Here is a 19,503-nt window from a genome sequence, read left to right on the forward strand (position 1 = left end):
GAGAGGGTGGCTCGCCGCGCAGCGGCGAGACCTCCGCGCGGCGCATCAAATCAGCAATTCGTTAATCCGCTTTAACCCGAATCCTGGGAAATTCCCCGACAAGCATTAGGGTTACTTCCTCGATCTCTATGCGAATTATTGTCCGCTTTACCCCCCGCCTCTAACACGGGCGTGGCGGATAACGCACATGCCTCATTCCAGGCCAATAAGTGCGGCCCGCCCCACGCGGAGGTGGCACGATGCGCAACGAGACGATCGCTATTCACGCCGGCTACGAGCCCGAAGCGACCACGCACGCGGTCGCTGTGCCGATCTACCAGACGGCGGCCTACGCCTTCGACAGCGCCGATCACGGCGCGGCGCTTTTCAACCTCGAGGCAGAGGGCTTTCGCTACAGCCGCATCGCCAATCCGACGAGCGCGGTGCTCGAGAAGCGGATCGCCCAGCTCGAAGGCGGCGTCGGCGCGCTCGCGGTGGCGACCGGCCAGGCGGCGCTGCATTTCGCCTTCGTCAACGTCGCCGATCACGGCGGCAACATCGTTTCCGTGCCGCAGCTCTACGGCACCACGCACACGCTGCTCTCGCACATCCTGCCGCGGCAGGGCATCACCGGCCGTTTCGCCGAGAGCGACAAGCCCGAGGCGATCGAGAAGCTGATCGACCAGAACACCCGTGCGGTGTTCGCCGAAACCATTGGCAATCCCGCCGGCAATGTCTGCGATATCGAGGCGCTGGCCAGAATCGCGCATGCGCATGGTGTGCCGCTGATCGTCGACAATACGGTCGCAACCCCGATCCTGCTCAAGCCGTTCGATTACGGCGCCGACATCGCCGTGCATTCGCTGACCAAGTTCCTGGGCGGCCACGGCACCACGCTCGGCGGTGCCATCGTCGATTCCGGCAACTTCCCCTGGGCCAAATACGCCAACCGTTTCCCGGCCTACAACAAGCCGGACGCCTCTTATCACGGCCTCGTCTATGCCGAGCGCTTCGGCCGCACCGCCTATATCGAGCGCGCGCGCAGCGTCTACCAGCGCACCATGGGCTCGGTGCTGTCGCCGTTCAACGCCTTCCTGCTGCTCCAGGGCATCGAGACCGTGGCGCTGCGCATGGAGCGCCACGTCGAGAACGCCCGCAAGGTCGCCGAATTCCTCCGTGAGGATGCGCGGGTCGCCTGGGTCAACTATTCGGGCTTTCCCGACAGTCCCTATCACCCGCTGGTGCAGAAATATCTCGACGGCAACGCCTCCTCGCTGTTCACCTTCGGAATCAAGGGCGGCATGGAGGCTGGCAAGACCTTCTATGACGCACTGAAGCTGATCACGCGTCTCGTCAATATCGGCGATGCCAAGTCGCTGGCCTGCCATCCGGCTTCGACCACCCACCGACAGATGTCGGCCGAGCAGCAGCGGGTTGCCGGTGTGCTGCCGGAAACCATTCGCCTCTCGATCGGTATCGAGCACGTCTCCGACATCATCGAGGACATCGACCAGGCGCTGGAGAAGGCCTGCCGGTCGACGCGCCTCGAAGCCGCGGAGTAGGCGGCTGCGCCGATGACGATCTTGATCGACAGGGATCAAGCCATCTCGAGCCCGGCATTGGCGCCGACCGAGCGCGATCTCGCGCGCGACCACGGCGTCGAACTCACGATCGGGCTCGTCAACAACATGCCGGATCCGGCGCTGAAGGCGACCGAGCGGCAGTTCATGAAGCTGCTCCAGGCCGCAACCGGCCCGCGCCGCATCCGTTTCCACTGCTTCTCGCTTCCCAGCGTGCAGCGCTCGCCGGAAGCGAGGTGGCATGTCGAGAGCGAATATTCCGACCTTTCCAACCTCAAGCGCCAGAAATTCGACGGGCTGATCGTGACAGGCGCGGAGCCGGTCGCGCCCGAGCTCGACCAGGAACCATATTGGCGCGACCTCACCGAGCTGATCGACTGGGCCAAGTCCAACACGCGCTCGACAATCTGGTCGTGCCTTGCCGCGCACGCGGCGGTGCTGCACCTCGACAATATCGAACGGCGACGGCTGCCGGCCAAATGCCACGGCGTCTTCGATTGCGATGCCGTGACGAGCGATCCGCTGACGCACGCTGCGCCGGCGCCGCTGAAGGTTTCGCATTCGCGCCTGAACGAAATCGCGGAGAGCGACCTGGTGCAGGCCGGTTACCAGGTGCTGACACGCTCGGAGAAGGCCGGCGTCGACGTTTTCGTTCGCCAATATGCCAGCCGTTTCGTGTTCTTCCAGGGCCACCCCGAATACGACGCGCTGTCGCTCCAGCGCGAATATCTGCGCGACATCGGCCGCTATCTTGCGCGTGAGCGCGAGACGTACCCGCACCTGCCCGTGAGCTATTTTGACGCAGCGACGGAAGAGAAATTGCTCCGCTTCGAGAAGAAGGCGGCGCACGAGCGCCATCCCGCGCTCACCAACGAGCTGCCTGGGCTGAATTTGCGTGCCGATATCGGCGCCGGCTGCGCGGCAGCGGTGCTTTTTCGCAATTGGTTGCAATATCTCAGCGCGGAGGTCGACGCGTCGGTCCCTGCGCGCCAGGGCAAGGATATTGGCTCCGCGTTAGGATTACACAAGCGTTGAGCTTGCCTCAACGAGCGCTCGAATGTTTCAGTACAGGAATACGGAAATCACGGGAAATGTGGTCGTGTGGTCGGCACTCCAGGGACGCGTGAGCAATCGGCTGGCCCGGCATTTCCGCGCCGCGCCGCACCGGCTGCCCGCGCATGCGCCGATGGTGAGCTTCACCTTCGACGATGCGCCCGACAGCGCCGCAGGCGACGGCGCTGCGCTTCTCGAGCAACATGGTGGCCGGGGCACGTTCTATCTTGCTGGGAGCCTGATCGATCGGCCGTCGGACTACTGGCACGGCTTGTCGGATGACGCGATCGTCCGGCTTCACCGTGCCGGGCACGAGATTGCCTGCCACACCTTCTCGCACCGGAGCTCGGCCAATCTCGACGAGGCCGCGATGGCGCGCGAGATCGAGCGCAATCGCTCCCATTTTCGCGCTATCGACTCCTCGATCGCGCTGGAGAACTTCGCCTATCCGTTTGGCATCGCCTCGGTCTGGCGCAAGCCGCAGCTCGCCAAGGCGTTCCGTTCGGCGCGTGGCATCCTTCCCGGCGTCAATCGCGACGTCATCGATCTCCAGTTCCTGCGGGCTTCGCCCTTGATCGATTGCGAGATCGACAGAGCGGGCGTCGACCGCTATTTCGACGAGGCCCTCGCGAGCGGCGGATGGCTGATCTTCTACGGCCATGACGTCACCGACAGGCCGAGCCCCTACGGCTGCAGGCCGGATTTGATGCGTCATGCGCTGGAGGCCGCCGGCCTGCGCAACATGCCGATCGTGACGGTTGCGGAAGCGCTCCGGCGAATCGGGGCGTAGCCATTCAATTCTCCTGCTTGCGGCAGGGAAAATCGCTTTCGAACATTCCACAGAGGCTGTGGGGACTGTCGCTACCCCGGCCCCACCCTCATATCCGATTCCGCTATCACTTGAGGGAGAGGGAGAAGATGGCCTTGCCACGCCCTCGCCAGCATGCGACTGGCGTTGTGACGAATCTCACGGCCTTGTTCCCGAAACGCCCATGTCCGTTCCCTCCACCGCCCCGCTGCCTGCGCCGGCCAACGGCCGCGACGCGCTGTCGGTGCTGCATTCGGTGTTCGGTCTGCCCGGCTTTCGCGGCGCGCAGGGGCAGATCGTCAGGCACGTCACCGACGGCGGCAACTGCCTGGTGCTGATGCCGACCGGCGGCGGCAAGTCGCTGTGCTATCAGCTTCCCTCCCTGCTGCGCGAAGGCTGCGGCGTCGTGGTGTCGCCGTTGATCGCCTTGATGCGCGACCAGGTCGCCGGGTTGATCGAGGCGGGCGTCAATGCCGCCGCGCTGAACTCGTCGCTGACGCCGCAGGAGGCATCCGACATCGAGCGGCGCCTGCTCGCGGGCGATCTCGATCTGCTCTATGTCGCGCCGGAACGCCTGGTCACGCCGCGCTGCCTGTCGCTGCTGGCGCAGGCGAAGGTGGCGCTGTTTGCGATCGACGAGGCGCATTGCGTCTCACAATGGGGGCATGACTTCCGCCCCGAATATGTCGGCCTCTCCATCATCGCCGAGCGCTTTCCCGACGTGCCGCGCATCGCGCTGACCGCGACCGCCGACGAGCTGACGCGCAAGGAGATCGTGGCGCGGCTTCAGCTCGCGGACGCGCCGCAATTCGTGTCCAGCTTCGACCGGCCCAACATCCGCTACGAGATCGTCGACAAGCGCAACGCGGTGTCGCAGCTGAAGGAGTTCATCCGGGAGCGGCACGCGGGCGATGCTGGCGTGGTCTATTGCCTGTCCCGCAACCGCGTCGAGGAGGTCGCTGCCGCGCTTCAGGACGCCGGCATCCCGGCGCTGCCCTACCACGCCGGGCTCGATGGCCAGGTGCGCTCGCGCAACCAGGACCGCTTTCTCAACGGGGACGGCATCGTCATCGTCGCGACCGTTGCGTTCGGCATGGGCATCGACAAGCCGGACGTGCGCTTCGTCGCCCATCTCGATCTGCCCAAGAGCATCGAGGCCTACTATCAGGAGACGGGGCGTGCCGGCCGTGACGGCAAGCCGTCGGCGGCCTGGATGGCCTACGGCCTCTCGGACATCGTGCAGCAGCGCCGGATGATCGACGAGTCCTCCGCTTCCGACGAATTCAAGCGGGTCTCGATCGGCAAGCTCGATGCGCTGGTCGGGCTTGCCGAGACGCCGCATTGTCGGCGCCGCCGGCTGCTCGCCTATTTCGGCGAGATCGTGATGGGCGAGAGCTGCGGCAATTGCGACAATTGCCTGACGCCGCCGAAGATGCGCGACGGCAAGGTGCTGGCGCAGAAGCTGTTGTCCTGCGTCTATCGCACCGGGCAGCGTTTCGGCGCCATGCACCTGATCGACGTGCTGGTCGGACGCCTGACCGAGAAGGTGACGCAGTTCGGCCACGACAAACTGTCTGTGTTCGGCATCGGACGCGAGCTCAACGAAAAGCAGTGGCGCACCGTGCTCCGGCAATTGGTTGCGATGGGGCATCTGCAGAGCGACAGCGAGGCCTATGGCGCGCTGAAGCTGACGGAGACCGCGCGCGGCGTGCTGCGCGGCGAGACCGAGGTTTGGCTGCGCGAGCAGGCGCCCGGCACGCGCGTTCGCGCCAGTCGTGCCAAGTCCCGCCGCGGCGATCTGGCGAGCCCCGCCAGCACGCCGCAAGGCGATGTCGATCCCGAGCTGCGCGCACGGCTGCGCTCATGGCGTTCCGACGTGGCGCGCGAGCGCGGCGTGCCGGCCTATGTCGTGCTGCACGATGCCACCATCGACGGCATCGTCCGGGCCTGGCCGACGACACTCGACGAGCTCCGCAACATCCCCGGCATCGGCGACAAGAAGCTTGAGCATTACGGCGAGGAGCTGCTGAGGATCGTCAGGACGCGGTAGCGCAACGCAGCGTTTGTTGTCGCATTCAACTCCCTCCCACGTCATCCCGGATCTGCGCTGACGCTTGTCCGGGACGACAGTTGTGTATGAGGCGCGAGCTGAGCCCTCATCCGTTCCGGAATGCGTAGCCGTAGCCGTTCAGCGCCGGCGCCCCCCCGAGATGGGCGTAGAGGATCTTGGCGCCCTTCTCGAAATGACCCTTCTTGGTCAGGTCGATCAGGCCCTGCATCGATTTGCCCTCGTAGACAGGGTCGGTGATCATCGCCTCTAACCGTGCGGTGAGGCGGATCGCCTCCTTGGTCTCTTCCGACGGCACGCCATAGGCGGGATAGGCGTAGTCCTCGATCAGCACGACGTCATCGGCAACGATGTCCTTGCCGAGCTCGACGAGCTTGGCCGTGTTCTGCGCGATCTCGAGCACCTGCGCCTTGGTCTGTGCCGGCGTGAACGAAGCATCGATGCCGATCACCTTGCGGGCGCGGCCATCGGCGGCGAAGCCGACCAGCATGCCGGCGTGGGTGGAGCCGGTGACCGTGCAGACGATGATGTAGTCGAACTTGAAGCCGAGCTCGGCCTCCTGCTTGCGCACCTCCTCGGCAAAGCCGACATAGCCGAGCCCGCCATATTTGTGCACGGAGGCGCCGGCGGGAATGGCGTAAGGCTTGCCGCCGGCAGCCTTCACTTCCTCGATCGCCTGCTCCCAGCTCTTGCGGATGCCGATGTCGAAGCCGTCGTCGACCAGCCGCACATCGGCACCCATGATGCGCGAGAGCATGATGTTGCCGACGCGGTCATAGACCGCGTCCTCGTGCGGCACCCAGGCTTCCTGCACCAGGCGGCACTTCATGCCGATCTTGGCCGCGACCGCGGCGATCATGCGAGTGTGGTTCGATTGCACACCGCCGATCGAGACCAGCGTGTCGGCGTTGGAGGCGATCGCGTCGGGAACGATGTATTCGAGCTTGCGCAGCTTGTTGCCGCCATAGGCGAGGCCGGAGTTGCAGTCCTCGCGTTTGGCATAGATCTCGACATTGCCGCCGAGATGTTTCGACAGCCGCTCCAGCTTCTCGATCGGCGTCGGGCCGAAGGTCAAAGGATAGCGCGGAAATTTGTCCAGCTTCATGGGTCATCCCGATTGGCGTTGGTGTTGCCAGCTGCCTAGCATCGCGCCAGAAAAATGTGCTCTCGAATATTGTGCCAATATTGCGCCTCTTCTTGCGGAATTGGCGCCATTAGATAATAATTCTTCCACAATCACCCCTGTCTCTGGAAGCTTCTTTCATGGCCGCCCGGCTAGACCGCACCGACCTTAAGATCCTGAGATTGCTGCAGAATAACGGTCGGCTCAGTAACGCCGAACTGGCCGAAACGGTCGCGATCAGCCCCGCTACCTGCCACCGCCGCACCCAGCGACTGTTCGAGAATGGCTTCATCGCCACTGTCCGCGCCATGGTGGCCCCGAAGAAGGTGGCCAAGGGCACGCTGGTGATGGTCGGCGTCGTGCTCGACCGCTCGACGCCGGAGAGCTTTGCCATCTTCGAGCAGGCCATCGCAAAATTGAAATTCGTGCTCGACTGCCATCTCGTTGCCGGCGACTTCGACTATTTCCTGAAGATCCGCGTCGGCGACATGGAGGATTTCAACCGCATCCACGGCGAGCAGCTCATCGCGCTGCCCGGCGTGCGCCAGACCCGCACCTTCTTCGTGATGAAGGAGGTCGTCGACAACGCGCCGCTGGAATTTTGAGCGGGAGACACGATGCCCCTCGTGCTAGATGGGCATCAGTTTTCAAGGAATCGCATGGTCATGCCGATGGAGCCGCTTCCGTTCCGCCACCACCATCCGGCCGGGCCGGCCTATCGGCGCGGCTGGGTCGACGAGGCCGTGGCGGCGATCGAGGCCGACCAGTGCCGCACCGCCGACACGCATCTGATCCGGCTGATCGTGCCGGCGCTACCGGGCATCGACATCTATCTCAAGGATGAATCCACGCATCCGACCGGCAGCCTGAAGCATCGCCTCGCGCGCTCGCTGTTCCTCTACGCGCTCTGCAACGGCCACATCCGCGAAGGCACGCCCGTGGTCGAGGCATCGTCGGGATCGACCGCGGTGTCGGAAGCCTATTTCGCAGAGATGATCGGCGTGCCCTTCTACGCCGTGATGCCGCGCACGACCTCGGCGGAGAAGATCGCCGCGATCGAGCATTACGGCGGCAATTGTCATCTGATCGATGATGGCCGCGCGCTCTATGCGGAAGCCGCCGCGCTCGCCGCCCGCCTGAACGGCCATTACATGGATCAGTTCACCTTCGCCGAGCGCGCCACCGACTGGCGCGGCAACAACAACATCGCCGAATCGATCTTCACGCAATTGGCCGGCGAGCCGCGGCCGCTGCCGGACTGGATCGTGATGGGCGCCGGCACCGGCGGCACCTCGGCCACCATCGGGCGCTATTTGCGCTACCGCCAGTATCCGACCCGGCTGTGCGTCGCCGATGTCGAGCATTCCGCTTTTTTCGATTGCTTCCGCTCGCAGGACCGCTCCCATGTCTGCGATCGCCCGTCGCTGATCGAGGGCGTCGGTCGTCCCCGCTGCGAGCCCTCCTTCGTGCCGGGCGTGGTCGACCGCATGATGAAGATCCCGGATGCGGCAACGATCGCGGCGATGAACGTCTTGTCGCGCCGGCTGCGCCGCCCGGTGGGCGGATCTACCGGCACCAATTTCCTGGCGCTGTGCCGGCTCGCCGCGGAGATGCGCCAGGCGAACGTCACGGGATCGCTGGTGACGCTGATCTGCGATTCCGGCGAGCGCTATCGGCAGACCTACTACGAGCCCGCTTGGCTCGCCGCACGCGGTCTCGATCCGGCGCCGTTCGAGGCCGTCTTGTCGTCGTCCCTCGCGACAGGCGAGCCGCTGACACTTGCCGTCGATGACGTCGCAAATCCTCAGAGCCCACGGAGCGCCGAGGCGACATGATCGAATTTGTCAGAACGCCCGCCGGGCGTGCGATGTCACGGCAACTTCACTTGCGTTGCGCGTATATGCGGGCAAGCCTCGTCGTCTCAACGAGGAGACCTCCGCCGTGCGCCTTCCCATTCTCGATCCCAAGGATCTGACCGACGAACAGAAGCCGCTCTATGACGACATGCAAGCGGGCATCAAGGACCATTTTAAGGGCTTCGTGAACATGCGCGACGACGGCGCGCTGCTCGGGCCCTGGAATCCCTGGATCCGCGAGCCGCGCTTCGGAGGGCCGGTGTGGGATCTGGTCAAGGCAATCGCGTCGAACCCGCTGCTGCCGGCTCCGGTGCGCGAGGTCGCCATCCTCGTCACCGGCTCGCATTTCCGCTCCGGCTACGAGCTCTATGCCCATGTGCTGGTCGCCGAGCAGCGTGGTCTGTCCGACCAGAAGCTCGCGACCATCGTCGCCGGCCAGCGGCCGGTCGATCTCACCAGGCAGGAGGCCGTCGCCTACGATATGGCATCCGCCCTGGTCAGCGGCGGCGTGCTGCCGGAATTGACCTGGCGCGCGGCAGTGAAGGAGTTCGGCGAGCACGGCGCGGCCGAGCTGTCCTATCTCGTCGGCGTCTATTGCATGGTCTCGGTCACGCTCAACACCTTTGACGTGCCGGTCCCGGATTAGAGCATTTTCGGTTCTGATTGAATCAGAACCGAAGCTCTAGATTCTTGTTTGACGCGTTTTCTTCGCGCGAACCGGTGTCCACTTCGCTCGAAAACGCTCTAATTGCGCACGGCGTAGAGTGGCGTTCGCAACGTCACCTGGTAGGACGGCTTGGGCATCCACGCGATCTGCGCGGTGACGCCGAACAGGCGGTTGTCGTTGTCGTCCATGCGATCGAGGTCGAGCCGCAGGATCGGTTGCGTGAAAGACTCTGCCAGCGTCCGGCCCGCGAGTTGCGCGCCGCCAAACGATTGCACGCCGAGGCGTCCGGTGAATTTCCAGTTGCTCGGCCATTGGTAATAGCCGCCAGCATAGAGGATCGTGTTCGGCCGGATGCTGGAGAACGGGCTGGCGATGGTGGCGTAGGTGTATTGCATGCCGGCAAGCCAGCCCCGCGTCTCGTCCTCGTCGAGCGCGTAGTCGAATTCCAGGATGTTGTTGAACGAATTCGTCATGCCCGGATCGTTCGGCACCGATTGCGTCAGTGTCGATTGCAGCCGGATGGTCGGGATCGTCCCGCCGTTCTGCTGGTAGAGATCGGCCTGCACGCCGATGTTCCAGCTCGTGATGTCGAAGGTCGCCCAGCCGCCGCCAATATCGGTCGTCGAGCCCGACACGCCGCCATAGAGCGAGACGCGGTCGTTGACGTCGACGGTCAGCGGCAGGTCGACAGCAATCGATTTCGCCGCCGGCAGGCCGTTCGGCAGCGTCGCGCCTCTGCGCACCGCCAGGGCTTCGAGCGCTGCCGACAGTGACGTGGTGCCGAAGCCGAGCCCGAGCGTCCCCGCCGGAATCGAGGCATAGGTCGTGCGCAGATCGAGATAGATGTTCGGGACCGCAGGTTTCGCCGGTGCGTCCTCCTCGTCGTCAGCTTCGACGGAGTAGGCGGCGCTGGCCGAAATCGTCAGGCAGGCCAGTCCCATCGCGACAGCGCGCAAGGCCGGACGATGCGATGGGCGGCGAGGGAACACGTGACAATCCGACGCGTGGGCCGTGTTGGTGGAATTGTGCGCTAGATGGAACGTGATCGTTGCCGCGGTCAAGCGCTATCCGCAAGCCATGGACGGCATCGATAGGCGCAGCTACCTTGCCATGGTTGCACCGACTCGCTCGCGGGCCGCAGTCGGCCGGACAATGGAGGACGACAGCCATGACCACGTCACGCCGCATCCTGCTCGCTGGAATGGCGGGGCTCGCCGTCGCTCCGACCGTGGTCGCGGCCGCACCTGCGCCCATGCCCGATGACACCACGGTTGCCGAGGAACGCTTTGCCCGCATGATTGCCGCCGCGCATGCGCCAGACGTCACCTGCGCCCGCCGGGCGGAGCGCTACGCGGACGCGCATTGGCCCGACTATGTCATGGCAGCCAGGGCCGTGCTCGACGCGCGTGCGTGACTTGCACTACCTCTCCACCGCTCGCCGCACCTGCTCGCCGATCTGCGACAGCACGAGCTGCGCCTGCGGCAGGATCGCACTCATGGCGTGGAAATTGTGAACCATGCCGTCGTGGCAGACATGCTCGACGGTGACACCTGCGGCGAGCAGCTTGCGGGCATAGGCATTGCCCTCATCGCGCATCGGGTCGTACTCGGCCGTGTGGATGATCGCGGTCGGCAGGCCTGTGAACCGTGTGGCGCGCAAGGGAGACACGCGAGGGTCGGCAGCATCGATGCCGTCTGGCAGATAGTCGGAAAGATCGGCCTCGATGGTGACGCGATCAATCAGATGGCCCTCGGCAAAGGCCTCGCGTGAAGGCGAGGTTTCCTCGAAGTCCAGCACCGGGCAGATCAGGCATTGCGCGGCGATGGCGAGGCCGGCGGTTTGCGCCGCCTCCTGGCATACGATCGCAGCGAGCGTTGCACCGGCGGAATCGCCGCCGACCACGAGGCGATCCGCATCGATGCCGAGCGATGCGGCCTCGCGCGCAACCCATTCGGTGGCGGCGATCGCGTCCTCGACGGCGGCCGGAAATCTGTGCTCCGGCGCGAGCCGGTAGTCGACCGAGACGAGGCGGCAGCCGGTGGCATGCGCCAGCGCCGCCGCGATGCGGTCATGCGTGGCAATGCCGCCGGCGACGAGGCCGCCGCCATGAAAGAACACGAAGCCCGGCGCAAGCTCGTCGGCATTTGCTGGCGTGTAGAGGCGATAAGCCAGTTCGCCGGCGCGGCCGGGCAGCACGCCGTCGCGTGTCGTCACATCCGGCGCATCGGCGCGCGCGAGCTGCATCAGCTTTGCCAGCGATTGCCGCCGCGCCTCCACGCTCGGCCGGCCTCGCGCCTGCGGCGCAGCCGCAGCCATCATGGTCAACAAGCGCTTTGCGAGCGGATCGAGCGGCATGGGGCACTCCGTATCGTGGGCGGCATTATAGCCGGTTTGTCACGCTTGACCCTCCCCTCCAGGGGAGGCGGCCAATCCCCGCAGCAAATCGTTTAGAAATTGGGGACAATAGTGCCGGGATAGTTCCAAGGGGAGGCCTGATATGGCCGAGATCAGGAAGCCGATCGAATATTCGCCGAGCTGGACCTTCTTCGAGGGCAAATGGCACGACGGCAATGTGCCGATCATGGGTCCGCGCACGCATGCGGCCTGGCTCGGCTCGGTGGGGTTCGACGGTGCGCGCGCGTTCGAGGGCGTCGCGCCCGACCTCGACCGTCACGTCGCGCGCGCCAATCAATCCGCGATCAATTTTGGCCTGAAGGCGGTGGTCGATACTGACACCTGGCTCACGCTGGCAACCGAAGGCATCGCGCGCTTCGCGGCCAATGCCGAGCTCTACATCCGTCCGATGTATTGGGCGCAGAACGGCTCGGGCGGCGGCGTGCTGTTCGATCCCGAGACCACCAATTGGTGCCTGTGCATCTACGAGGCGCCGATGCCAAAGCCCGTCGGCAACGCCATCACCCTGTCGCCGTTCCGCCGGCCCACCGCCGAATGCGCGCCGGTCGAGGCGAAAGCGGCCTGCCTTTATCCGAACAATTCGCGGGCGCTGGCGGAAGCCGCTTCGCGCGGCTTCCAGAACGCGCTGATGCTCGACATGCTCGGCAACGTCGCCGAATTCGGCAATTCCAACGTGTTCATGGCCAAGGACGGCGTGGTCTACACGCCGGTTCCCAACGGCACCTTCCTCAACGGCATCACGCGCCGGCGCGTCATTGACCTGCTTCGCGGCGACGGCGTCACCGTGGTCGAGAAGGCGCTACGCTATGCCGACTTTCTGGTCGCCGACGAGATCTTCTCCACCGGCAATTTCGCCAAGGTCGCCCCGGTGATCCGCATCGACGCGCGCGAGCTGAGGCCGGGTCCGCTCTACGCCAAAGCGCGAAAGCTCTATTGGGACTTTGCGCATGCGGTGAAGCTGGCGGCGTGATCCGGACTTTCCGCCGTCATGTCCGGAATTGTCCCGCCTGCGCGGCCGAAGCCGTTTCGGCGCGACGAAGGCCCGGGCATCCACGTTCTTCCTCGCGTGTCGTGATGCGTGGATGGCCGGGACAAGCCCGGCCATGACGAGAGCTACTTCTGTCGCCGAAACCGGCTGAACTGAAACGCCTGCGTCGAACCCCACGGCGTTTGATGCGTCTCGCTGCGCGTCTCGACCAGCTTGAAGTCCGCCCCGAGCTCCTTTGCGAGGCTGGCACTATCATGGCGCTGCACCGGCAGGCCGCTGCATTTCTCCGGACCATCGGGAGCAAACGTGGCAATGATGACGTGGCCGTCAGGGGCGAGCGCAGATCGCAGCCGTTCGACGTAAGCCGCCCGGTCGCAAGGGTTGGTCAGGAAGTGAAACGCCGCGCGATCGTGCCAGACATCGTAGGTCTTTCCCGGCCGCCATGTCGTGGCGTCGGCAATGATCCAATCGACCATCGAAGCGACCGTGCCGATGCGCTTCTTTGCAGCGTCAAGTGCATTGGCAGAGAGATCCAGCACCGCGATGTCGCGATATCCGTCGTGCAGCAGCGCATCGACCAGGTGCGAAGCGCCGCCGCCGATATCGATGATGGCCGCGCCGCGATCCGGACGGGCTGCGCGGATCATCTCGAGGGAGATCGCCGGGTTATCCTGATACCAGCTGACCTCGGCTTCGCCCTTGGTGGCGTAGACGTTCTGCCAGTGCGTGGTGCGGTCGGACATGGCGACTCTGGCCTCGGCCGGCGCGAATGAAGGACCTACTCGTCCTTCTTCGACATCCGCTCCAGGCGTTCCTGCATTTCCTTCATCTGCTGGCGCAAATCGTCGATGTTGCTGTCCTTCGGGGCCTCCGCATTGGCATCGGGCTCCGGCTCGGCCGTGGTGGCCGGGCGGGGCGCGGCGAAGGGCTTGAACATTGAGAAGGTCTGCTGAAACAGCTCCATGTTACGGCGAACTTGCTCCTCCAGGGGGGCAAAGGGAGTGCCGGACAGGGTGTTGGCGATCTGCTTGCGGAACTTCTCTTGCTCCTGCGTCAGGGTCGCGATCGACTGCTCCAGATATTTCGGCACCACCATCTGCATGCTGTCGCCGTAGAAGCGGATCAGCTGGCGCAGGAAGGTTGTCGGCAGCAGATTCTGGCCGGCCTTGTTCTCCTGCTCGAAGATGATCTGGGCGAGCACGGAGCGGGTGATGTCGTCGCCGGTCTTGGCGTCATAGACCAGGAAATCCTCGCCATCCTTGACCATCGCGGCGAGGTCTTCCAGCGTCACATAGGTGCTCGTTCCGGTGTTGTAGAGCCGGCGGTTCGCGTATTTCTTGATGGTCGTGGGTTGGTCTGATTTCGCCATGGGCTCTCACTTGCAAACGCGGAGAACGGGAACCCGGCGGGCAATGCCGCAGGGCGGGAAGAGTACGCAACGCAACAAAATAAACATTTTCAAAGGGCTTACGCTACCGTTTTGTGCGGCACGGTTAATCGCAGAGCAAAATCTTGCTTGCGAAAGCGCCAAGAACGCTATTTTGAATGCGCCGCGGCATGAATTCGGTCGTCGGCCAATTGACATGCCTCAACGACGTTAAGAGGATGGCTCACGAGACTGGCGAGCCGTTTTCCCAAGCCCCCGCCTGCCCCTTTTAAGAAACCCCAAGCCTCAGGAGATGCCCATGTCAGACGATGTCGTCATCGTCAGCGCCGCCCGCACCCCCGTCGGAAGCTTCAACGGAGCGTTCGCGACCCTTCCCGCCCATGATCTCGGCGCCATCGCCATCAAGGCCGCGCTGGAGCGTGGTGGCATCGAGCCCGGCCGGGTCTCGGAAGTCATCATGGGGCAGATTCTGACCGCCGCCCAGGGCCAGAACCCGGCCCGTCAGGCCTCGATTGGCGCCGGTATCCCGGTGGAGAGCCCGGCCTGGGGCGTCAACCAGCTTTGCGGCTCGGGCCTGCGCACCGTCGCACTCGGCTACCAGGCGCTGCTCAACGGCGATTCGGAGATCGTGGTTGCCGGCGGCCAGGAATCCATGAGCATGGCTCCGCACGCCCAGTATCTGCGTGGCGGCGTCAAGATGGGTCCGGTCGAATTCGTCGACACCATGATCAAGGACGGCCTCTGGGATGCCTTCAACGGCTACCACATGGGCAACACCGCCGAGAACGTCGCGCGGCAGTGGCAGATCACCCGCGCCCAGCAGGACGAGTTCGCGGTCGCCTCGCAGCAGAAGGCCGAGGCCGCGCAGAAGGCCGGCAAGTTCAACGACGAGATCGTCCCCGTCACCATCAAGACCCGCAAGGGCGACGTGGTCGTCAGCGCCGACGAATATCCGCGGCATGGCGCAACGCTCGACGCGATGGCCAAGCTCAAGCCTGCCTTCGAGAAGGACGGCACGGTCACCGCGGGCTCGGCCTCCGGCATCAATGACGGCGCTGCCGCCGTGGTGCTGATGACCGCCAAGCAGGCGGCCAAGGAGGGCAAGAAGCCGCTGGCGCGAATCGTCTCCTGGGCGCAGGCCGGCGTCGATCCGAAGATCATGGGCTCGGGCCCGATCCCGGCCTCGCGCGCCGCGCTGAAGAAGGCCGGCTGGAGCGTCGGCGATCTCGACCTGATCGAGGCCAATGAGGCCTTTGCGGCCCAGGCCTGTGCCGTCAACAAGGACCTCGGCTGGGACACAGCCAAGGTCAACGTCAACGGCGGCGCGATCGCGATCGGCCATCCGGTCGGTGCCTCCGGCGCACGCGTGCTGGTGACGCTGCTGCACGAAATGCAGAAGCGCGATTCCAAGAAGGGCCTCGCCACGCTGTGCATCGGCGGCGGCATGGGTATCGCGATGTGTCTGGCACGTGACTGACGATAGTTTACGCGCAGTTTGCGCGTGCGCTGCACACCTCAGTGAGTGCGTTGCACGCGACTAAAAAGGCAGCGGTTGCAAATCAAATATTCTTCGCAACCGCGCAGGCCTCGACTAAATACAAACGCCCGGCTCGATGCCGGGCGTTTTGTTCTTGATGTCCGTCAAACCAACCGCATAATCCAACGCTAAAAACGATCACTCCAGAAACGTCCGAAGAGTCCAAGGGAAGGAATCCGACATGGCACGTGTTGCATTGGTCACGGGTGGTACGCGGGGCATCGGTGCTGCGATCAGCAAGGCGCTGAAGGCGGCCGGATACAAGGTTGCGGCGAGCTACGCCGGCAACGATGCGGCGGCGGAGAAGTTCAAGGCCGAGACCGGCATTGCCGTCTACAAATGGGACGTCAGCAGCTTCGATGCGTGCGCCGGGGGCGTGAAGAAGGTCGAGGCCGATCTCGGGCCGATCGAGGTGCTCGTCAACAATGCCGGCATCACCCGCGACACCGCCTTCCACAAGATGACGCTCGAGCAGTGGAATGCCGTCATCAACACCAATCTCGGCTCGCTGTTCAACATGACGCGCCAGGTGATCGAGGGCATGCGCGCGCGCAAGTTCGGCCGCATCATCTCGATCTCGTCGATCAACGGACAGAAGGGGCAATTCGGCCAGGTCAATTATTCCGCGGCGAAGGCCGGCGACATCGGCTTCACCAAGGCGCTGGCGCTGGAGAATGCCAAGGGCGGCATCACCGTGAACGCGATCTGCCCCGGCTACATCAACACCGAAATGGTGCAGGCGGTGCCGAAGGATGTTCTGGAGAAGAACGTGATTCCGCAGATCCCGGTCAGCCGGCTCGGCGAGCCCGAGGAGATCGCGCGCGCCGTCGTGTTCCTCGCGGCCGACGAGGCCGGTTTCATCACGGGCTCGACGATGACCATCAATGGCGGCCAATATCAGGTCTGACCTCACCGCAAGGCCTTCGAGCCAAAAGCCTGTAGCGTCAGGCGGGACAAGGCGATAGTGAAGACGAAAATGCCCGGCCTCGTGCCGGGCATAAGCGTCCTCAGAGCCTTGATCGATGACTCCCCGCACCGCCACACTAATCGGATTGACCGCGATCCTGATGTGGTCGCTGCTGTCGGTAACGACGGTGGCGACTGGAAAGATCCCGGCGTTCCAGCTTGCTGCGATGACGTTTGCGATCGGCGGCATCGTTGGCCTGCTCACCTGGATCGGCCGCGGCGACGCGGCCAAAAGCCTGCGTCAGCCGCTGGTCGTCTGGGTGGTGGGCGTCGGCGGCCTGTTCGGCTATCACGCGCTGTATTTCCTCGCGCTGCGCTTCGCGCCGCCGGCCGAAGCTGGCCTGCTGAATTACATGTGGCCACTGCTGATCGTGCTGTTCTCGTCGTTCCTGCCCGGCGAGCGGCTCGCCCTGCATCACATCGTCGGCGCGGTACTCGGCCTGGTCGGCACCGTGTTGCTGTTTGCCGGCAACACCTCCGGCTTCGCACCGGGAGCGGTGCCGGGATTGATCGCGGCCTTCATCGCGGCCTTCGTCTGGGCAACCTATTCGGTGCTGTCACGCCGGTTGAAGGCGGTGCCGACCGACGCGGTCGCAGGCTTCTGCCTTGCAACGGCCGTGCTCGCCGCACTGATGCATGGCCTGCTCGAAACCACGGTCTGGCCGGAGACTACGTTGCAATGGCTCTCGGTGATCGCGCTCGGCATCGGTCCCGTCGGCGCTGCATTCTACGCCTGGGACGTCGGCATGAAGCGCGGCGACATCCGTGTGCTCGGCGCTGCCTCCTACGCGACGCCGCTGCTCTCGACCGGCTTCCTCATCGCCGCCGGTTTTGCCAAGGCCAGCGCCAACATCGCCATCGCCGCAATCCTGATTGCCGGCGGCGGCCTGATCGCGGCCAAGGACATGGTGCTGCGGAAGCGATGACCGTCGTGCCGGGGGGAGGCTACGGCTCCCAGCCCTGCGGCGCGAGCTCGAAGCCTGCGAACTCGAATGCCGGCGCGACCGTACAGCCGACCAGCGTCCATTCGCCCGTCGTCTCCGCGGATTGCCAGGCCTGCGCCGGCACGATCGCCTGCGGCCGTTCGCCGTTCGCAAGATCGGTGCCGAGGCGCACGAGGTGCTGCGAGCAGCCGTCATGGGCGATGCGCAGCGTCAAGGGGCTGCCGGCATAATAATGCCAGGTCTCGACCGCGTCGACGCGATGCCAGTGCGAGCGCTCGCCGCGTGCCAGCAGGAAATAGATCAGGGTCGAGCGCGAGCGCCCGTTGGCGTCGGTGGTCTGATCGCGAAACGTCTCGCGATAATGGCCGCCCTCGGGATGCGGCCGCAGTTCAAGGCGCGCGATGATCTCGGCTGCGGTCGGCATCGATCCTCGTCGGGATTTGTTGGTCAGGACTTGTTCTTGCGTTCGCGCAGCTCGCCGAACACCGCCGCGGCATCCGCGCCCTTCATGTGCAGCCTTGCTGCGATCTGCGGCTCGTCGGCGCGCAGGAACACGTTGGCCCGCTTCTCCTCGCCAAGCAGTGTGGGAATGGTCGGCTTGTTCTCGGCCCGCAGCTTCGCCACCTCCGCCGCGCGCGCCTGCAGCGCTGCGTTGTCGGGATCGACGGTCATCGCGAACTTGACGTTGGAGGCCGTATATTCGTGGCCGCAATAGAGCTTGAAGTCGTCGGGCAGGGCGCGCAGCTTCAGAAGCGAATCCCACATCATCGGGTAGGTGCCCTCGAACACGCGCCCGCAGCCGATCGAGAACAGCGTGTCGGCTGCGAACACCGTCTTCTCGGTGTCGAACACGTAGGAGATGTGGTCCAGCGTGTGGCCCGGCGTCTCGATGACGCGTGCCAGCAGATTGCCGATCTTGACCACGTCGGCATTGGCGACACGCAGATCGACGTTCGAGATCTTGGTGGTCTTGTCGTGCGGCGCGACGACGCGGCAATTGTATTTCCGCTTGAGTTCGGCGACCCCACCGACATGATCGCCATGATGATGGGTGATCAGGATATCGGTGAGCTGCCAGCCCTCGCGCTCCAGCGCTTTGACGATGGGGCCGGCTTCGGGCGCGTCGATCGACGCCGTCGCTTTGGTTTCGACATCGTGGATCAGATAACCGAAATTGTCGTTTAAACAGGTGAAAGTACGAATTTCGGCGGCCATGTCATCTCCATCGCGCTCAGCCCCGCCAGACAAATATGGCGTTAACGTTGCGCAGGCAATGCAATATTCCGCGCGCGGGCGCAGCCCGGCGCATGTTACATTGCGGTCATGACCATCGATGTCGTCGATCTCCGCGAGTTCTATTCCCGCCGCCTCGGAATTGTGGCGCGACAAATGATCAATCGCGGCATCAGGGAACGCTGGCCAAGCGCCGAAGGCCAGCGCGTGCTCGGCCTCGGCTATCCCACGCCTTATCTTGGGTTGTTCCGCGAAGATGCCGAGCGCTGCATCGCCTTCATGCCGGCGGCCCAGGGCGTGCTGAAATGGCCGACGGGGCGGCCGGCGCTGGCCTCGCTGGTCGACGAATTCTCGCTGCCGCTACCGGACGCCGCGGTCGACCGGATCCTGATGGTCCACGCGCTGGAGATGTCGGACGATCCGGCCGCGCTGCTGCGCGAGGTATGGCGGGTGCTGTCGCCGTCCGGGCGGGTGATCGCGGTGATCCCGAACCGGCGCGGGGTGTGGACCCGCACCGACAGCACGCCGTTCGGACACGGCCGGCCCTATTCGCGCTCGCAGATCACCGAGCTGTTACGCCAGACCTGGTTCACGCCGACCGCCTGGGGCGAGGCCCTGTTCATGCCGCCTTATGCCGGCGGCTGGGTGCTGAAATCGGCGCAGATGTGGGAGCGTGCCGGCGCGGCGCTGTCGCTGCCCTTCGCCGGCGTGCACATTGTGGAGGCCACCAAGCAGGTCTACCGCGCGATCCCCGCCAAGCGGGAGCGGGCGCGGCTGATTCCTTCGCTGGCGAAGCCCGTGCTGGTGCCGTCCTCGACCACCGTGACGCGCAGTTAGCTTCACCTCTCCCGGCGGGGAGAGGTTCCGTGCCGGTGGCCATCAATCATCGTCAAAAAAA

The 19,503-nt window shown here is 64.7% G+C and carries 20 protein-coding genes; 13 read left to right on the forward strand and 7 right to left on the reverse strand.

The window, feature by feature from the left end:
* Positions 1–239: 239 nt before the first annotated feature.
* The 4 genes from X268_RS00090 (at position 240) to recQ (ending at position 5,470) form a co-directional block, all read left to right on the forward strand.
* Positions 240–1,541 (forward strand): O-acetylhomoserine aminocarboxypropyltransferase/cysteine synthase family protein, encoded by a 1,302-nt coding sequence (locus X268_RS00090; protein ID WP_128923045.1) that lies wholly within the window; start codon positions 240–242, stop codon positions 1,539–1,541.
* A 12-nt stretch (positions 1,542–1,553) separates the two neighbouring features.
* Positions 1,554–2,594 carry a homoserine O-succinyltransferase MetA gene (metA, locus tag X268_RS00095; RefSeq protein WP_128923046.1) on the forward strand — a complete coding sequence of 347 codons (1,041 nt, stop codon included), beginning with the start codon at positions 1,554–1,556 and terminating at the stop codon, positions 2,592–2,594.
* A gap of 64 nt (positions 2,595–2,658) precedes the next feature.
* Positions 2,659–3,402, forward strand: a complete 744-nt coding sequence (locus X268_RS00100) for a polysaccharide deacetylase family protein (RefSeq protein WP_128929093.1) — start codon at positions 2,659–2,661, stop codon at positions 3,400–3,402.
* 202 nt (positions 3,403–3,604) lie between these two features.
* Positions 3,605–5,470, forward strand: coding sequence for a DNA helicase RecQ (gene recQ / locus X268_RS00105; protein WP_128923047.1), 1,866 nt, complete (start codon positions 3,605–3,607; stop codon positions 5,468–5,470).
* Between the two features lie 106 nt (positions 5,471–5,576).
* Here the strand turns inward: recQ and X268_RS00110 are convergent, their stop codons facing one another.
* Positions 5,577–6,593, reverse strand: a complete 1,017-nt coding sequence (locus tag X268_RS00110; protein WP_128923048.1) for a 1-aminocyclopropane-1-carboxylate deaminase — start codon at positions 6,591–6,593, stop codon at positions 5,577–5,579.
* A gap of 158 nt (positions 6,594–6,751) precedes the next feature.
* On the opposite strand from X268_RS00110, the gene X268_RS00115 reads away from it, so the two are divergent.
* The 3 genes from X268_RS00115 (at position 6,752) to X268_RS00125 (ending at position 9,113) form a co-directional block, all read left to right on the forward strand.
* Positions 6,752–7,216 carry an Lrp/AsnC family transcriptional regulator gene (locus tag X268_RS00115; protein WP_128923049.1) on the forward strand — a complete coding sequence of 155 codons (465 nt, stop codon included), beginning with the start codon at positions 6,752–6,754 and terminating at the stop codon, positions 7,214–7,216.
* Between the two features lie 66 nt (positions 7,217–7,282).
* The gene (locus X268_RS00120) at positions 7,283–8,446 is read left to right on the forward strand and encodes a PLP-dependent cysteine synthase family protein (protein ID WP_164938078.1); all 1,164 of its coding nucleotides are present in this window, start codon (positions 7,283–7,285) and stop codon (positions 8,444–8,446) included.
* Between the two features lie 106 nt (positions 8,447–8,552).
* Positions 8,553–9,113, forward strand: a complete 561-nt coding sequence (locus X268_RS00125; RefSeq protein ID WP_128923050.1) for a carboxymuconolactone decarboxylase family protein — start codon at positions 8,553–8,555, stop codon at positions 9,111–9,113.
* 98 nt (positions 9,114–9,211) lie between these two features.
* Here X268_RS00125 and X268_RS00130 read toward each other — a convergent pair whose 3' ends face one another.
* The gene (locus X268_RS00130; protein ID WP_128929095.1) at positions 9,212–10,090 is read right to left on the reverse strand and encodes a hypothetical protein; all 879 of its coding nucleotides are present in this window, start codon (positions 10,088–10,090) and stop codon (positions 9,212–9,214) included.
* A gap of 212 nt (positions 10,091–10,302) precedes the next feature.
* On the opposite strand from X268_RS00130, the gene X268_RS00135 reads away from it, so the two are divergent.
* Complete coding sequence (locus X268_RS00135; protein ID WP_128923051.1) at positions 10,303–10,548, forward strand: hypothetical protein; 246 nt, start codon at positions 10,303–10,305, stop codon at positions 10,546–10,548.
* 6 nt (positions 10,549–10,554) lie between these two features.
* Here X268_RS00135 and X268_RS00140 read toward each other — a convergent pair whose 3' ends face one another.
* Complete coding sequence (locus tag X268_RS00140; protein WP_128923052.1) at positions 10,555–11,490, reverse strand: alpha/beta hydrolase; 936 nt, start codon at positions 11,488–11,490, stop codon at positions 10,555–10,557.
* A gap of 142 nt (positions 11,491–11,632) precedes the next feature.
* Between X268_RS00140 and X268_RS00145 the strand changes: the two genes are divergently transcribed.
* Entirely contained in the window at positions 11,633–12,520 is an 888-nt protein-coding gene (locus tag X268_RS00145; RefSeq protein ID WP_128923053.1) for a branched-chain amino acid aminotransferase, read from the forward strand.
* Positions 12,521–12,663: 143 nt separating this feature from the next.
* Here the strand turns inward: X268_RS00145 and X268_RS00150 are convergent, their stop codons facing one another.
* Complete coding sequence (locus X268_RS00150; RefSeq protein WP_128923054.1) at positions 12,664–13,281, reverse strand: class I SAM-dependent methyltransferase; 618 nt, start codon at positions 13,279–13,281, stop codon at positions 12,664–12,666.
* Positions 13,282–13,316: 35 nt separating this feature from the next.
* Positions 13,317–13,907 (reverse strand): polyhydroxyalkanoate synthesis repressor PhaR, encoded by a 591-nt coding sequence (phaR, locus tag X268_RS00155; RefSeq protein ID WP_128923055.1) that lies wholly within the window; start codon positions 13,905–13,907, stop codon positions 13,317–13,319.
* A gap of 316 nt (positions 13,908–14,223) precedes the next feature.
* Here phaR and X268_RS00160 point away from each other — a divergent pair, with 316 nt between their 5' ends.
* The 3 genes from X268_RS00160 (at position 14,224) to yddG (ending at position 17,354) form a co-directional block, all read left to right on the forward strand.
* Positions 14,224–15,402, forward strand: a complete 1,179-nt coding sequence (locus X268_RS00160) for an acetyl-CoA C-acetyltransferase (protein WP_128923056.1) — start codon at positions 14,224–14,226, stop codon at positions 15,400–15,402.
* A gap of 241 nt (positions 15,403–15,643) precedes the next feature.
* On the forward strand, positions 15,644–16,369 hold the full coding sequence (phbB, locus tag X268_RS00165) for an acetoacetyl-CoA reductase (RefSeq protein ID WP_128923057.1): 726 nt from the start codon (positions 15,644–15,646) through the stop codon (positions 16,367–16,369).
* A gap of 115 nt (positions 16,370–16,484) precedes the next feature.
* On the forward strand, positions 16,485–17,354 hold the full coding sequence (yddG, locus tag X268_RS00170; protein WP_128923058.1) for an aromatic amino acid exporter YddG: 870 nt from the start codon (positions 16,485–16,487) through the stop codon (positions 17,352–17,354).
* A 19-nt stretch (positions 17,355–17,373) separates the two neighbouring features.
* Here the strand turns inward: yddG and X268_RS00175 are convergent, their stop codons facing one another.
* A complete protein-coding gene (locus X268_RS00175; RefSeq protein ID WP_128923059.1) occupies positions 17,374–17,796 on the reverse strand; it encodes a cupin domain-containing protein in 423 nt (140 codons plus the stop codon).
* A 23-nt stretch (positions 17,797–17,819) separates the two neighbouring features.
* Positions 17,820–18,587 (reverse strand): hydroxyacylglutathione hydrolase, encoded by a 768-nt coding sequence (gene gloB / locus X268_RS00180; protein WP_128923060.1) that lies wholly within the window; start codon positions 18,585–18,587, stop codon positions 17,820–17,822.
* Between the two features lie 108 nt (positions 18,588–18,695).
* Here gloB and X268_RS00185 point away from each other — a divergent pair, with 108 nt between their 5' ends.
* Positions 18,696–19,442 carry a class I SAM-dependent methyltransferase gene (locus X268_RS00185; protein ID WP_128923061.1) on the forward strand — a complete coding sequence of 249 codons (747 nt, stop codon included), beginning with the start codon at positions 18,696–18,698 and terminating at the stop codon, positions 19,440–19,442.
* Positions 19,443–19,503 lie beyond the last annotated feature (61 nt).

Origin of the sequence: Bradyrhizobium guangxiense, from assembly GCF_004114915.1 — a bacterium.
In the GTDB taxonomy this organism is placed as follows: Bacteria; Pseudomonadota; Alphaproteobacteria; order Rhizobiales; family Xanthobacteraceae; genus Bradyrhizobium; species Bradyrhizobium guangxiense.

Bases quoted from the DNA above. Each gene is read 5' to 3' on its own strand.
- X268_RS00090 (WP_128923045.1), top strand. From the start codon at position 240: ATGCGCAACGAGACGATCGCTATTCACGCCGGCTACGAGCCCGAAGCG.
- metA (WP_128923046.1), top strand. From the start codon at position 1,554: ATGACGATCTTGATCGACAGGGATCAAGCCATCTCGAGCCCGGCATTG.
- recQ (WP_128923047.1), top strand. From the start codon at position 3,605: ATGTCCGTTCCCTCCACCGCCCCGCTGCCTGCGCCGGCCAACGGCCGC.
- X268_RS00110 (WP_128923048.1), bottom strand. From the start codon at position 6,593: ATGAAGCTGGACAAATTTCCGCGCTATCCTTTGACCTTCGGCCCGACG.
- X268_RS00115 (WP_128923049.1), top strand. From the start codon at position 6,752: ATGGCCGCCCGGCTAGACCGCACCGACCTTAAGATCCTGAGATTGCTG.
- X268_RS00120 (WP_164938078.1), top strand. From the start codon at position 7,283: ATGGAGCCGCTTCCGTTCCGCCACCACCATCCGGCCGGGCCGGCCTAT.
- X268_RS00135 (WP_128923051.1), top strand. From the start codon at position 10,303: ATGACCACGTCACGCCGCATCCTGCTCGCTGGAATGGCGGGGCTCGCC.
- X268_RS00140 (WP_128923052.1), bottom strand. From the start codon at position 11,490: ATGCCGCTCGATCCGCTCGCAAAGCGCTTGTTGACCATGATGGCTGCG.
- X268_RS00145 (WP_128923053.1), top strand. From the start codon at position 11,633: ATGGCCGAGATCAGGAAGCCGATCGAATATTCGCCGAGCTGGACCTTC.
- X268_RS00150 (WP_128923054.1), bottom strand. From the start codon at position 13,281: ATGTCCGACCGCACCACGCACTGGCAGAACGTCTACGCCACCAAGGGC.
- phaR (WP_128923055.1), bottom strand. From the start codon at position 13,907: ATGGCGAAATCAGACCAACCCACGACCATCAAGAAATACGCGAACCGC.
- X268_RS00160 (WP_128923056.1), top strand. From the start codon at position 14,224: ATGTCAGACGATGTCGTCATCGTCAGCGCCGCCCGCACCCCCGTCGGA.
- phbB (WP_128923057.1), top strand. From the start codon at position 15,644: ATGGCACGTGTTGCATTGGTCACGGGTGGTACGCGGGGCATCGGTGCT.
- yddG (WP_128923058.1), top strand. From the start codon at position 16,485: ATGACTCCCCGCACCGCCACACTAATCGGATTGACCGCGATCCTGATG.
- X268_RS00175 (WP_128923059.1), bottom strand. From the start codon at position 17,796: ATGCCGACCGCAGCCGAGATCATCGCGCGCCTTGAACTGCGGCCGCAT.
- gloB (WP_128923060.1), bottom strand. From the start codon at position 18,587: ATGGCCGCCGAAATTCGTACTTTCACCTGTTTAAACGACAATTTCGGT.
- X268_RS00185 (WP_128923061.1), top strand. From the start codon at position 18,696: ATGACCATCGATGTCGTCGATCTCCGCGAGTTCTATTCCCGCCGCCTC.